This window comes from Paraburkholderia sp. BCC1884 (assembly GCF_900996225.1).
Taxonomy (GTDB): Bacteria; Pseudomonadota; Gammaproteobacteria; order Burkholderiales; family Burkholderiaceae; genus Paraburkholderia.
Genome location: NZ_CAAJGL010000134.1, coordinates 237,176 through 249,497 on the forward strand (window position 1 = coordinate 237,176; position 12,322 = coordinate 249,497).

At 63.0% G+C, this 12,322-nt stretch carries 12 protein-coding genes; 4 read left to right on the forward strand and 8 right to left on the reverse strand.

Going from position 1 to position 12,322, the window contains the following annotated elements:
* The first annotated feature begins 23 nt into the window (after positions 1-23).
* Complete coding sequence (gene murB / locus FQ705_RS30395) at positions 24-1,088, forward strand: UDP-N-acetylmuramate dehydrogenase (protein WP_144148129.1); 1,065 nt, start codon at positions 24-26, stop codon at positions 1,086-1,088.
* A 142-nt stretch (positions 1,089-1,230) separates the two neighbouring features.
* On the opposite strand, the gene FQ705_RS30400 is transcribed toward murB, so the two are convergent.
* Together FQ705_RS30400 and argF are read right to left on the reverse strand one after the other, a co-directional pair.
* Positions 1,231-2,457 (reverse strand): argininosuccinate synthase, encoded by a 1,227-nt coding sequence (locus tag FQ705_RS30400; protein ID WP_144148131.1) that lies wholly within the window; start codon positions 2,455-2,457, stop codon positions 1,231-1,233.
* 237 nt (positions 2,458-2,694) lie between these two features.
* Positions 2,695-3,624 (reverse strand): ornithine carbamoyltransferase, encoded by a 930-nt coding sequence (gene argF / locus FQ705_RS30405; protein WP_144148133.1) that lies wholly within the window; start codon positions 3,622-3,624, stop codon positions 2,695-2,697.
* A gap of 432 nt (positions 3,625-4,056) precedes the next feature.
* On the opposite strand from argF, the gene FQ705_RS30410 reads away from it, so the two are divergent.
* A complete protein-coding gene (locus FQ705_RS30410) occupies positions 4,057-4,401 on the forward strand; it encodes a DUF3579 domain-containing protein (protein WP_144148135.1) in 345 nt (114 codons plus the stop codon).
* Positions 4,402-4,578: 177 nt separating this feature from the next.
* Here FQ705_RS30410 and rpsT read toward each other — a convergent pair whose 3' ends face one another.
* Complete coding sequence (rpsT, locus tag FQ705_RS30415) at positions 4,579-4,857, reverse strand: 30S ribosomal protein S20 (RefSeq protein WP_144148137.1); 279 nt, start codon at positions 4,855-4,857, stop codon at positions 4,579-4,581.
* Positions 4,858-5,334: 477 nt separating this feature from the next.
* Between rpsT and murJ the strand changes: the two genes are divergently transcribed.
* Together murJ and FQ705_RS30425 are read left to right on the forward strand one after the other, a co-directional pair.
* On the forward strand, positions 5,335-6,885 hold the full coding sequence (murJ, locus tag FQ705_RS30420; RefSeq protein WP_144148139.1) for a murein biosynthesis integral membrane protein MurJ: 1,551 nt from the start codon (positions 5,335-5,337) through the stop codon (positions 6,883-6,885).
* A gap of 5 nt (positions 6,886-6,890) precedes the next feature.
* Complete coding sequence (locus tag FQ705_RS30425; RefSeq protein ID WP_144148141.1) at positions 6,891-7,733, forward strand: SirB1 family protein; 843 nt, start codon at positions 6,891-6,893, stop codon at positions 7,731-7,733.
* 112 nt (positions 7,734-7,845) lie between these two features.
* On the opposite strand, the gene FQ705_RS30430 is transcribed toward FQ705_RS30425, so the two are convergent.
* The 5 genes from FQ705_RS30430 to lpxK all read right to left on the reverse strand — a co-directional run bounded on the left by FQ705_RS30430 (position 7,846) and on the right by lpxK (position 11,983).
* On the reverse strand, positions 7,846-8,604 hold the full coding sequence (locus FQ705_RS30430; protein WP_144148143.1) for a 3-hydroxyacyl-CoA dehydrogenase: 759 nt from the start codon (positions 8,602-8,604) through the stop codon (positions 7,846-7,848).
* A gap of 263 nt (positions 8,605-8,867) precedes the next feature.
* Positions 8,868-9,533, reverse strand: coding sequence for an adenylate kinase (gene adk, locus FQ705_RS30435; RefSeq protein WP_144148145.1), 666 nt, complete (start codon positions 9,531-9,533; stop codon positions 8,868-8,870).
* A gap of 214 nt (positions 9,534-9,747) precedes the next feature.
* Positions 9,748-10,545: a 3-deoxy-manno-octulosonate cytidylyltransferase gene (kdsB, locus tag FQ705_RS30440; RefSeq protein WP_144148147.1), complete on the reverse strand. Its 798-nt coding sequence runs from the start codon at positions 10,543-10,545 to the stop codon at positions 9,748-9,750.
* A gap of 237 nt (positions 10,546-10,782) precedes the next feature.
* Entirely contained in the window at positions 10,783-10,986 is a 204-nt protein-coding gene (locus tag FQ705_RS30445) for a Trm112 family protein (protein WP_006050060.1), read from the reverse strand.
* Positions 10,967-11,983 (reverse strand): tetraacyldisaccharide 4'-kinase, encoded by a 1,017-nt coding sequence (lpxK, locus tag FQ705_RS30450; protein WP_144148149.1) that lies wholly within the window; start codon positions 11,981-11,983, stop codon positions 10,967-10,969. Before lpxK ends, FQ705_RS30445 begins: the two co-directional genes overlap by 20 nt.
* Positions 11,984-12,322 lie beyond the last annotated feature (339 nt).

Here is a 12,322-nt window from a genome sequence, read left to right on the forward strand (position 1 = left end):
GCCGTTTCATTGCGCTCATTCCGATGTCCCAACCCGATCCCGCCGGCTTCATCGCTGGCTATCCGCTGAAGACGCACAACACTTTCGGCTTCGATGTGCGCGCGCAGTTCGCGTGCCGCATCGAGCACGAAGCGCAATTGATGGCCGCCGTGCGCGATCCGCGCGCCGCGGGTCTGCCGCGTCTCGTGCTGGGCGGCGGCAGCAATGTCGTGCTAACTGGCGATTTCGACGGTCTGGTCTTGCTGGTAGCGATGAAAGGCCGCCGCATCGTGCGCGAGGACGACGAAGCATGGTACGTCGAAGCCGCCGGCGGCGAGACGTGGCACGAGTTCGTCGCGTGGACGTTGACGCAGGGGCTGGCGGGGTTGGAGAACCTCGCGCTGATTCCGGGTACGGTCGGCGCGGCGCCGATCCAGAACATCGGCGCTTATGGACTGGAGATGTGCGAGCGTTTCGCGTCGCTGCGGGCGGTGGAGCTGGCGACGGGCAATGTCGTCGAACTGGATGCGCAGGCGTGTCAGTTCGGCTATCGGGACAGTTTCTTCAAGCGAGAAGGGCGCGACCGGTTCGTGATCACGTCGGTGACGTTTCGTTTGCCGAAGGCCTGGCAGCCGCGCGCGGGGTATGCGGACCTGGCGCGGGTGCTGGCGGCAAAGACTCACGCCGCTGCTGAGGCCGACAGTGATGCCGATGCGCAGCCCACCGCGCAGGCCATCTTCGACGCCGTGGTGGCCGTGCGGCGCGCCAAGCTGCCCGATCCGCTCGAACTCGGCAATGCTGGGAGTTTCTTCAAGAATCCGGTGGTCGAGGCGGGGCAGTTCGAGGCGCTGAAGAGTAGGGAGCCGGATCTCGTGTCTTACCCGCAGCCGGACGGGCGAGTGAAACTGGCGGCTGGCTGGTTGATCGACCAATGCGGCTGGAAAGGCCGCGCGATGGGTGCCGCGGCCGTCCATGAGCGCCAGGCCTTGGTGCTGGTGAATCGCGGCGGCGCGAGCGGCGCGGAGGTGCTGGCGTTGGCGAAAGCGGTGCAGCGCGACGTGCTGGAACGCTTCGGCGTGGAACTGGAGGCGGAGCCGGTGTGTTTATGACGGCCTGATCCGGTTTGGCATCGCGGATATACGGCCGATGAAAAAAGGCGCCGGGAGTTGCCTCCCGGCGCCTTTTTTTGCGTCTTCGATTCGGTTCAGGCTGCAGCTTGCGACGCGTCGACTTTCACCGAACCGCCCGCCATCAGCCGCGTTGACGACGTGCGTTTTCCGCAATCCGCATGCGCAACGCGTTCAGCTTGATAAAGCCGCCGGCGTCGGCCTGGTTGTAAGCGCCGCCGTCGTCGTCGAACGTTGCGATGGCCTTGTCGAACAGCGTTTCCTTCGAATCGCGAGCGACCACCGACACGCTGCCCTTGTACAGCTTCACACGGACCCAGCCGTTGACCTTCTCCTGCGTATGGTCGATCAGCACCTGGATCGCGCGACGCTCCGGGCTCCACCAGTAGCCGTTATAAATCAGCGATGCGTAACGAGCCATCAGGTCGTCTTTCAGGTGGGCCACTTCACGGTCGAGCGTGATCGACTCGATGCCACGGTGCGCCTTCAGCATGATCGTGCCGCCCGGCGTTTCATAGCAGCCGCGCGACTTCATGCCGACGTAGCGGTTTTCCACCAGATCCAGACGGCCGATGCCGTGCTTGCCACCCAGACTGTTCAGTTCGGTCAGCATTTCAGCCGGCGACAGACGCTTGCCGTTGATCGCGACCGGGTCGCCGTGCTCGTACTCGATGTCGATGTATTCAGCCTGGTCCGGCGCCTGTTCCGGCGACACGGTCCAGCGCCACATGTCGGGTTCGGCTTCCGCTTTCGGATCTTCCAGGTGACGGCCTTCGAACGAGATGTGCAGCAGGTTCGCGTCCATCGAATACGGCGCGCCGCCTTGCTTGTGCTTCATTTCGATCGGAATACCGGCTTTTTCCGCGTACGCGAGCAGTTTTTCGCGCGACAGCAGATCCCATTCGCGCCACGGTGCGATCACCTTGATGCCGGGTTCGAGCGCGTAGTAACCGAGTTCGAAGCGAACCTGGTCGTTGCCCTTGCCGGTTGCGCCGTGCGAGACCGCTTGCGCGCCGGTGGCGCGGGCGATTTCGATCTGACGTTTGGCGATCAGCGGACGCGCGATCGACGTGCCGAGCAGATACTCGCCTTCGTAGATCGTGTTGGCGCGGAACATCGGGAACACGTAGTCGCGCACGAATTCTTCGCGCAGGTCTTCGATAAAGATGTTGTCCTGCTTGATGCCGAGTTGCAGGGCTTTCTTGCGCGCCGGTTCCAGCTCTTCGCCTTGGCCGATGTCGGCCGTGAACGTGACGACTTCGGCGTCGTAGTTGTCCTGCAACCACTTCAGGATGACGGAGGTGTCGAGGCCGCCCGAATAGGCGAGCACGACTTTCTTGATATCGCTCATGGTGAACTCGTAGCTGGAGAAAGCGGGAAAACAAGGCGCCCCGGCAGTTCCGGAGCGCGGAAAACCACTATTTTGACACTAAACCGCCAAACGCCCGCGTTTTTGGGGCGTTGCGGCGTACGGCCGGGCTCTCGTGAAGCCCTGAAATTCGGCCGGATGTGTGGCGCGGATCTGGCGGCCTTGCCTCGTGTACAAGGCCCCGTCGCGCTGCACGCAGATGCTGCGATTACGGCTCGCTTAATGGTTCAGCTTGCCGAGCAGCAGGTATTCCATCAAAGCCTTTTGCACGTGCAGACGGTTTTCCGCCTCGTCCCACACGACGCTCTGCGGGCCGTCGATCACTTCCGCGCTGACTTCTTCGCCGCGGTGGGCGGGCAGGCAGTGCATGAAGAGCGCGTCCGGATTGGCGAGCGCCATCATCTCGGCGTCGACGCACCAGTCGGCGAAGGCTTTCTTGCGCGCTTCGTTCTCGGCCTCGAAGCCCATGCTGGTCCAGACGTCGGTGGTGACCAGATCGGCGCCCGTGCAGGCTTCGTTCGGGTTGTCGAATTCTTCGTAGAACGGGGCGCTGTCGGCGGCGACCATCGCGTGGTCGAGCTTGTAGCCCGGCGGCGTGGACAGGCGCAACTTGAAGCCGAGAATCTGTGCCGCTTCGATCCACGTGTACAGCATGTTATTGGCGTCGCCGACCCACGCGACCGTCTTGCCGCGAATCGGACCGCGATGCTCGAAGAACGTGAAGATGTCGGCCAGCACCTGGCAGGGGTGGTACTCGTTGGTCAACCCATTGATCACCGGCACACGCGAGTTTTCGGCGAAACGCTCGAGAATGTCCTGGCCGAACGTGCGGATCATGATGATGTCGACCATGCGCGAGATCACTTGCGCAGCGTCTTCGATCGGTTCACCACGGCCCAGTTGCGTGTCGCGCGTGCTCATGAAGACGGCGTGGCCGCCGAGCTGGAAAATTCCGGCTTCGAACGACAGACGCGTGCGCGTCGAATTTTTTTCGAAGATCATCGCCAGCGTGCGATCGTGCAGCGGGTGATAGGTCTCGTAGTTCTTGAATTTGCGTTTCAGAATGCGCGCACGTTCCAGCACGTACTCGTAGTCTTCCAGCGAGAAATCTTTGAACTGCAGGTAGTGGCGAATTTTCTTGGCGGTCATGAAACAAATACGGCGGTCTCACCCGGCAGGATTGCCGGACGGCGCCGCCGTCGTTTGTGGTAACTCAATGCAGCATAAAGGATTTCGCCTCGTTTGACGAGTCGGCTAAAAGGCCGGGAAAGCTGCTTGAAAGCGTCGTGCAAGCGTCTGTGAGGGCTTGTGTGCGCTGCGGAAAAAGGTCCGCTGCGCTATAATCTACCGGTTATCCCAAAGCCCAGCAGGCCGGTATTTCGCCTGCGGGACACGGCTCGCGCGGTCGGAAAGCCTGCTCGCGGTTCGCCGTCATGACAAGCGCCAAGGCGGCTTAGCCAGCCCTTCGCGGTTTCTGGTGGCGCGGCTCGCCAACGCGGCGAGTACGGCGGTTCAGGCATGAAGACCACTTGCCGTCCGCTTTGCCGTCATTCCGCTGGGCAGTCACACAGGTATTCCTACATGGCCGAAGAAGCTCCAACCGAATTTTTCATTCAGGGCATCACGTCGAAGGGAAAGCGATTCCGGCCGAGCGACTGGTCGGAGCGGCTCGCAGGCGTGATGGCATGTTTCGGTCCCGGGTCGAAGAAGGGGCCGAACGCCTATATGCAGTACTCGGTGTATGTCCGACCGACCATGATCGGCGACCTCAAGTGTGTGATTCTCGATTCGCGTTTGCGTGACATCGAACCGATGGCCTTCGACTTCGTGCTCAACTTCGCGAAAGACAACGACCTCGTCGTGACCGAGGCGTGTGAGTTGCAACTCGAGCACGCTACGCCGATAGCCAAGCGGCACGTGATTTAGGCCTGATCGGGGAAACCGGATCGGCAAAAGCAAAAACCCGCGTGTAGCGGGTTTTTTTGTGTCCGGCGCGGTGAGTTTCAACGCAACCTGCCTGGCCCCAAGCAAAAAAGCCCACCGAGGCGGGCTTTTCTGTGCAGCGGAAACAGGAGGTAGCCCACCGAAGCGGGCTGACCGGAATTACTGCGCTGCGGACGCTTGCAGACCCTTGATGGCTGCAGCGAGACGGCTCTTATGGCGAGCAGCCTTGTTCTTGTGAACGATTTTCTTGTCGGCGATGATGTCGATGGTCTTCGACGATGCCGAGAAGATTTCTGCGGCCTTAGCCTTGTCGCCGGCGTCGATCGCCTTGCGGACAGCCTTGATAGCCGTGCGGAACTTCGAGCGCAGTGCCGAGTTGTGCGAGTTAGCTTTGGCGGCCTGGCGGGCGCGCTTGCGTGCTTGTGCGGTATTAGCCATGACGGTTCCTTATCCTGTTCCTGTTTCCAGTACCCGACCTTCAAGTGGTGAGGTGCTGCTTTTAGATCGAACTCTTGGAAGCGATTGCCCAAGAGCGCAAAAAGTGTCGAAAAAATCGATCGAACTACGCGAAGGCGGGCTTGAGTTTTCGGGGTATTCGAGGGTTTTGGCGGCGGGCATGGTGCCTGCCTGATCCCCGTCCGAAAATTGAGCGAGCTTCGAAACCGGCGATTATAGCAACAAAATCAGGCACGTGGCAACGGGAATGCGCTTTTGCGGCGTGAAGCCCCGCCGTGTAAAGTCTGGCGCGGGGCCCGGCACGCGGCTGGCGAGAAGGCGGCGGAGCGGCTCAACCCGCCGACAATCCACAAAAAACACGCCAATCGACCGGGTCGAGCGAACGTCTTGCCGGTAAATCGGTCGGATTCGCGTTCAGGCTCGTCGTCCGCACTTGCGGCACCCTATAATAAGCGCCCCATGAATCTATTCCGAGCCCTGCTGACGGTCAGCGGCTTCACGCTGCTGTCGCGCGTGACCGGACTGGCCCGCGAAACGCTGATCGCTCGTGCGTTCGGTGCCAGTCAATTCACTGACGCGTTCTACGTCGCCTTCCGTATCCCGAACCTGCTGCGGCGTATCTCCGCCGAGGGCGCGTTTTCGCAAGCTTTCGTGCCGATCCTCGCCGAGTTCAAGAACCAGCAGGGTCACGACGCCACCAAGGCGCTGGTCGATGCCACCTCGACGGTGCTCGCCTGGGCGCTGGCGGTCCTCTCGCTGCTCGGCGTGGTGTTCGCCTCGGGCGTGGTGTTCATCGTCGCGTCGGGGCTGGCGCATGAGGGCCAGGCCTACACGCTCGCCGTCACGATGACGCGCATCATGTTCCCGTACATCATTTTCATTTCGCTGACGTCGCTCGCGTCCGGCGTGCTGAATACGTACAAGAACTTTTCGTTGCCAGCCTTTGCGCCGGTTCTGCTGAATGTCGCGTTCATCGTCGCGGCCGTGTTCGTCGCGCCGCGCATGCACACGCCGGTCTACGCACTCGCGTGGGCGGTGATCGCCGGCGGGGTGCTGCAGTTCATCGTGCAACTGCCGGGGCTGAAGAAGATCGACATGATCCCGCGCATCGGCCTGAATCCGGTGAAGGCGCTCGCGCATCGCGGCGTCAAGCGGGTGCTGTCGAAGATGGTGCCCGCCATGTTCGCGGTCTCGGTCGCGCAGATCAGCCTGATCATCAACACGAATATTGCCTCGCGTATCGGCCCGGGCGCCGTCTCGTGGATCAACTACGCCGACCGGCTGATGGAGTTTCCGACCGCGCTGCTGGGCGTCGCGCTCGGCACGATCCTGTTGCCGAGCCTCTCGAAGGCGCACGTCGACGCCGATCCGCACGAGTATTCGTCGTTGCTCGACTGGGGTTTGCGCGTCACCTTCCTGCTGGCCGCGCCGAGCGCCGTGGCGCTGTTTTTCTTCGCCGAACCGCTGACCGCCGTGCTGTTCCATTACGGCAAGTTCGACGGCAACTCGGTCGTGATGGTGAGCCGCGCGCTGTCGGCGTACGGCGTCGGCCTCATCGGCCTGATTCTCATCAAGATTCTCGCGCCCGGCTTCTACGCGAAGCAGGACATCAAGACGCCGGTGAAGATCGGCATCGGCGTGCTGATCGTCACGCAATTGAGCAACTACGTGTTCGTGCCGATCTTCGCGCACGCGGGCCTGACGCTCAGCGTCGGCCTCGGTGCTTGCGTGAACGCACTGTTCCTGTTCCTTGGCTTGCGCAAACGCGGCATCTATATGCCCTCGAGCGGCTGGCTCAAATTCTTCGTGCAATTGCTCGGCGCGTGCCTCGTGCTGGCCGGCGCGATGCATTGGCTCGCCATCAGCTTCGACTGGATTGCCATGCATGACCGGCCGGTCGACCGCATGGCATTGCTGGCTGCGTGCCTCGTTCTGTTCGCCGCGCTATATTTCGGTATGCTTTGGCTGATGGGCTTCAAGTACGCGTATTTCAAAAGGCGAGTGAAGTGATCACGATGACGCGAGTTCTCGACTATTTCAGCACGCTGGTCGCGGAAGACGACAGCCTGCCGCTGACCGAGGCGGCGCTCTCGCTCGCGCAGGACGCCTATCCCGATCTCGATCTGCAAGGCACTCTGGCCGAGATCGATGAACTGGTGGTGCGTCTGCAGCGCCGCATGCCGGACGACGCCGACATCCGCCAGAAGGTCGGCATTCTCAACCGGTTCTTCTTCCGCGAATTGGGTTTCGCCAGCAATCTCAACGATTATTACGACCCCGACAACAGTCATCTGAACGCGGTACTCAAGCGTCGCCGCGGCGTTCCGATTTCGTTGGCGGTGCTGTATCTGGAGATGGCCGAGCAGATCGGCGTGCCGGCGCGCGGCGTGTCGTTTCCCGGGCATTTTCTGCTGCGCGTGACCACGCCCGACGGCGACGTGATGCTCGATCCGACCAGCGGACATTCGCTCTCCGAATCGGAGATGGTCGAGATGCTGGAGCCGTATGTGGCGTCGGCGGGCGAGTCGGTGAGCCGGGCGTTGCGCATGCTGCTGCAGCCGGCTACGCGGCGCGAGATCATCGCCCGCATGCTGCGTAATCTGAAGTCCACGTATCTTCAGACGGAGCGTTGGCAGCGCCTGCTGGCGGTGCAGCAACGGCTCGTGATTCTGCTGCCGGGAAGTATCGAAGAAGTGCGCGATCGCGGCTTCGCGTATGCGCGACTCGACTATCTGCGGCCCGCGCTGGAAGACCTCGAGCACTATCTAGGCGACCGGCCCGACGCGGAGGACGCCACGGTAGTGGAATCGCAGTTGCACGAGTTGCGGCAACGCACGCAGCACGACGATCGCGACTGAGCGCTCAAGTCTCCCGCGTTATCGCTCAGATCAAACAAAACGCCTGCACATGAATCATGTGCAGGCGTTTTTCTTTGGCGCGGCTGCATAAAGTAGTGCGCGACGGGCATGCTTACTTCGGCTGCATGCGGATCGCGCCGTCCAGACGAATCACTTCGCCGTTGAGCATCGGGTTGTCGAAAATCTGCTTCGCCAGCATCGCATATTCCACCGGCTTGCCCAGGCGCGAAGGGAACGGCACCATCGCGCCGAGGGCGTCCTGCACTTCCTGCGGCATGCCGAGCAGCATCGGTGTTTCGAAGATGCCCGGGGCGATCGTCATCACGCGAATCGCGTTGCGCGACAGGTCGCGTGCGATCGGCAGCGTCATGCCGACCACGCCGCCTTTGGACGCCGCGTATGCCGCCTGGCCGATCTGGCCGTCGTAAGCTGCTACCGACGCCGTGTTGATAATCACGCCGCGCTCGCCATTCGCATTCGGCTCGTTCTTCGACATGGCTGCGGCGGCGAGCCGGATCATGTTGAAGGTGCCGATGAGGTTGATCGAGATGGTGCGTGCGAATGCGTCTAGCGGATGCGGGCCGTCTTTGCCGACGGTCTTTACCGCTGGCGCGACGCCCGCGCAATTGACGAGGCCGCGCAACGTGCCGAGCTTCGTGGCAGCCTCGACGGCTTGCGTGGCGTCGTCTTCGCGACTCACGTCGCACTTGACGAAGACGCCGCCGAGTTCGTTGGCGAGCGCCTCGCCGGCATCCTGATTCAGATCGGCGAGCACCACCTTGCCGCCGTTCTCGACTAACAGGCGCGCCGTGGCAGCGCCGAGACCCGATGCACCGCCGGTGATCAGGAATACGTTGTCGCGAATCTCCATGTCTTCTCCTTTGCTACGGTTGTTCAGTTGTGTCGAGATCGAATATCTTTTCGATGGTCGATTGTAACGATTATGCTGCAGCGCGGAAAGCGAAGCAGGGTAGGCCACCCGATGCAGCGTCGAAGCCGTACGGATGGCTAATTAAAACCACTGCGCTACGCCTTGGAAGCGCGCGTGACATGGGCCGCTGAGCCCGCCAAAATGAAAAAAACCCGCCGGACAGGGCGGGTTTTTCGCAGAACAAAACACAGAACGACGCGCGATTACTTCAGCGCATCGAACGCGCGCGCGCGAATTTCGTCGACGCTGCCGAGGCCCGAAATACGCCGATACTGCGGCGCTTTCAGCGGGGTTGAGGCGTCGCCGTCTTTCGCCCAGGTGTTGTAATAGGCGATCAGCGGCTTGGTTTGCGCTTCGTACACTTCCAGACGCTTCTTGACCGTTTCTTCCTTGTCGTCGTCGCGCTGGATCAGCGGCTCGCCGGTCACGTCGTCCACGCCTTCCACCTTCGGCGGATTGAACTTCACGTGGTACGTGCGGCCCGACGCGGCGTGCGAACGGCGACCGCTCATGCGCACGATGATCTCGTCGAACGGCACGTCGATTTCCAGCACGTAGTCGATCGCGACGCCGGCCAGCTTCATCGCTTCGGCTTGCGGAATGGTGCGCGGAAAACCGTCGAACAGATAGCCGTTCGCGCAATCTGCCTGCTGCAGACGTTCTTTCACCAGATTGATGATCAGCTCGTCTGTCACCAGTTCGCCGGCATCCATGAAGCGCTTGGCTTCGATGCCGAGCGGCGTGCCTGCCTTGACGGCCGCGCGCAGCATGTCACCCGTGGAAATTTGCGGAATGCCGAACTTTTCCTTGATGAAGTTTGCCTGAGTGCCCTTACCCGCGCCGGGCGCACCCAAAAGGATCAAACGCATGTGATATCTCCAGATCTATGTGAATTCTTTGATGACGCTGCAGCCTTCCCACGATTTGCCGAGGGCCCCGCGTCGGCTGCCATTCGCGGCTCGCGCTGCTCGTCGAACACGACGGCGCTGCAAGCTGCCAAACGGCGCGACCGGGAAAAACCCTGGCTCTCGCTGGTAGCGGGAGGCGCGCACAACCGTCCGATTATGCCATGGGTTTTTACGCTCAAGACCCGAATAAAGCCTGTACCCGCGCGAGGTCGGCGGGGGTGTCGACACCTGGAAGCGGCGCATTATCCGTCACGCGCACGGCGATCCGCTCGCCGTGCCACATCGCCCGCAATTGCTCGAGTGCCTCGACCTGTTCGATCGGCGAGATCGCCAGCGTGGGGTACGTGCGCAGGAATTGAGCGCGATAGGCGTACAGACCGATATGCCGGTAAACCACGGCGGGTGCGGGCGGCACAGGCATGGCCGCGACGTTCGGCCAGTGCGGCTGATAGGCGTCGCGAGCCCAGGGAATCGGCGCACGCGAGAAGTACAGCGCCACGCCGCGTGCGTCGAGTACGACCTTGACGACATTCGGATTGAAAATCTCGGCGGGATCGGTGATCGGGTGAGCGGCGGTGGCGATCGCGCAGCCTTCGCTGGCCGCCAGGTGCGACGCAACGCCGCAGACGAGCGCCGGATCGATCAGCGGCTCATCCCCCTGCACGTTGACCACGATGGTGTCGTCGCTCCAGCCGAAGTGCGCCGCGACTTCCGCGAGACGGTCGGTGCCCGACGGATGGTCGGCGCGCGTCAACACGGCTTCGAAGCCATGGTCGCGGGCGGCGTCGAGCACGGATTGCGCGTCCGAGGCGATCAGCACCTGCTGCGCGCCGGATTCGCGGGCGCGTTCGGCGACCCGCACCACCATCGGTTTGCCGCCGATGTCGGCGAGCGGCTTGTTGGGCAGGCGCGTCGAAGCGAGGCGGGCCGGCACGACGGCGATGAACGGGGGAGTGGAGTTGGCTTGGGTCATCGGGAGGGCGGACAGCGATGGAACCGAAGGAAAACGTCAGCGCGGGTAGCGCGGACGCAGACGGGAAAGACAACCGGGACGCACAGCGAAGGCAAGGAACGCAGCATCGCCACGTTCGTCGTGTTCACGGTCGACGCGGTTCGCGGCAGATGTCGTTCGAAACCGGTGCGAACGGAAACGCGCACCGGTCGAGCGACGCACGCTGAATTCGCGCGTGCCCACTGCAGCCGGCCGTATTCAGGCGACGGAGCCCGGATTCAGATCGACCGGCGTGCCTTCGACCGTCTGACGCGCTTCGTCGACCAGCATCACGGGAATGCCGTCGCGGATCGGGTAGGCGAGCTTGTCCGCGTTGCAGATCAGCTCCTGCGCCGAACGGTCGTAGCTGAGCGGGCCCTTGCAGATCGGGCAGACGAGAATTTCAAGCAGGCGAGCGTCCACGGACTGTCTCCACAACTAATGCAATGAGGCGATGATCGAGCGCGGCTTCAACGGGGACGACCCAGATGCGCGCATCGTGCCAGGCCCCCAATTTTACCGCATCCTTTTCCGTTATCAGGATGGCGTCGGCATCCGCATCGGTGAAAGGATTGCGCTCGAATGCGTAGTGATCCGGCAGCGCGCGCGTGGCAGGCGTGATGCCGGCGGCGCGCAGCGTGGCGAAAAAGCGCTCGGGTGCGCCAATGCCGGCGGCGGCCAGCACGCGTTCGCCACTGAATTGCGCGAGCGGGCGGCGCAGCGCCGGATTGTCCAGGTGCCAGGCATCGGCGGGTGCGAGTTGCAGCGCGAACGTGTTCGGCCATGCGGGCAAGCTGCGCGCGTACGGATCGTTGACCAGCGTCGCATCGCGACGGCGCGACAGAGGTTCGCGCAGCGGACCGGCCGGCAGCAGAAAACCGTTGCCGCCCAGACGATGATCGAACACGACCAGTTCCGCGTCGCGCTCGAGGCGGTAATGCTGCAAGCCGTCGTCGCTCACGATCACGTCGACTTCGGGGTGCGCTGCGCACAGCGCCTGCGCGGCAGCCACGCGGTCGGGACAGACCCACACCGGCGCGCCGGTGCGGCGTGCGATCAGCAAGGGCTCGTCGCCGCCGACACTCGCAGCCGACCCGGCCGTGACCAGCGTCGGCGTCTTCACGCGCGCACCGTAGCCACGCGACACCACGCCTGGCGTGAAACCCGCGACGCGCAAGGCTTCGACCAGCGCGATTACGGTCGGCGTCTTGCCGGTGCCGCCGACGGTGACGTTGCCGACCACCACCACCGGCACGCCAATGCGCACCGACTTCAACCAGCCGAACGAGAAAGCGGCGCGGCGCGCGGCGGCGATCGCGCCGAACACGCAGGCGAAAGGCGTCAGCGCCCACGCGAGCGGGCCGCGCTGCTGCCATTCGCGGGTGAGGCGTGCTTCGAGACGGTTGTTGAGGTCGCTCATGGGCGAATCGCCTGGACGAGCGGCGCGCCGTTCGTCGCAAGGGGCCGGGACGGCGGCGTGAAGGCGCTAGGCGCAATACGCGGGGCAAGCATCAACGCGGTTCTCCGGACAAGTCGAAAAAGAGGCGAAACGTGACGCAACGGCAGGGACAGCGGCGCAAGCGCAAGCAGCGACCATGTGCGTCGGCGGCGTCGAACCGGTTCGCGCAGTGTGCCGCAATGGCGGCTTCTGCGGGGTGCCGGCATGCCGTCGAACCCGCCACTCTAGCGCGCGGGCGTCCCGCCGGGCAAGTCGTCGTGCGGCCGCCCCGAGCGCCGATCTCTCCTTGCGCGAGCTCCG

Bases quoted from the DNA above. Each gene is read 5' to 3' on its own strand.
- murB (WP_144148129.1), top strand. From the start codon at position 24: ATGTCCCAACCCGATCCCGCCGGCTTCATCGCTGGCTATCCGCTGAAG.
- FQ705_RS30400 (WP_144148131.1), bottom strand. From the start codon at position 2,457: ATGAGCGATATCAAGAAAGTCGTGCTCGCCTATTCGGGCGGCCTCGAC.
- argF (WP_144148133.1), bottom strand. From the start codon at position 3,624: ATGACCGCCAAGAAAATTCGCCACTACCTGCAGTTCAAAGATTTCTCG.
- FQ705_RS30410 (WP_144148135.1), top strand. From the start codon at position 4,057: ATGGCCGAAGAAGCTCCAACCGAATTTTTCATTCAGGGCATCACGTCG.
- rpsT (WP_144148137.1), bottom strand. From the start codon at position 4,857: ATGGCTAATACCGCACAAGCACGCAAGCGCGCCCGCCAGGCCGCCAAA.
- murJ (WP_144148139.1), top strand. From the start codon at position 5,335: ATGAATCTATTCCGAGCCCTGCTGACGGTCAGCGGCTTCACGCTGCTG.
- FQ705_RS30425 (WP_144148141.1), top strand. From the start codon at position 6,891: ATGACGCGAGTTCTCGACTATTTCAGCACGCTGGTCGCGGAAGACGAC.
- FQ705_RS30430 (WP_144148143.1), bottom strand. From the start codon at position 8,604: ATGGAGATTCGCGACAACGTATTCCTGATCACCGGCGGTGCATCGGGT.
- adk (WP_144148145.1), bottom strand. From the start codon at position 9,533: ATGCGTTTGATCCTTTTGGGTGCGCCCGGCGCGGGTAAGGGCACTCAG.
- kdsB (WP_144148147.1), bottom strand. From the start codon at position 10,545: ATGACCCAAGCCAACTCCACTCCCCCGTTCATCGCCGTCGTGCCGGCC.
- lpxK (WP_144148149.1), bottom strand. From the start codon at position 11,983: ATGAGCGACCTCAACAACCGTCTCGAAGCACGCCTCACCCGCGAATGG.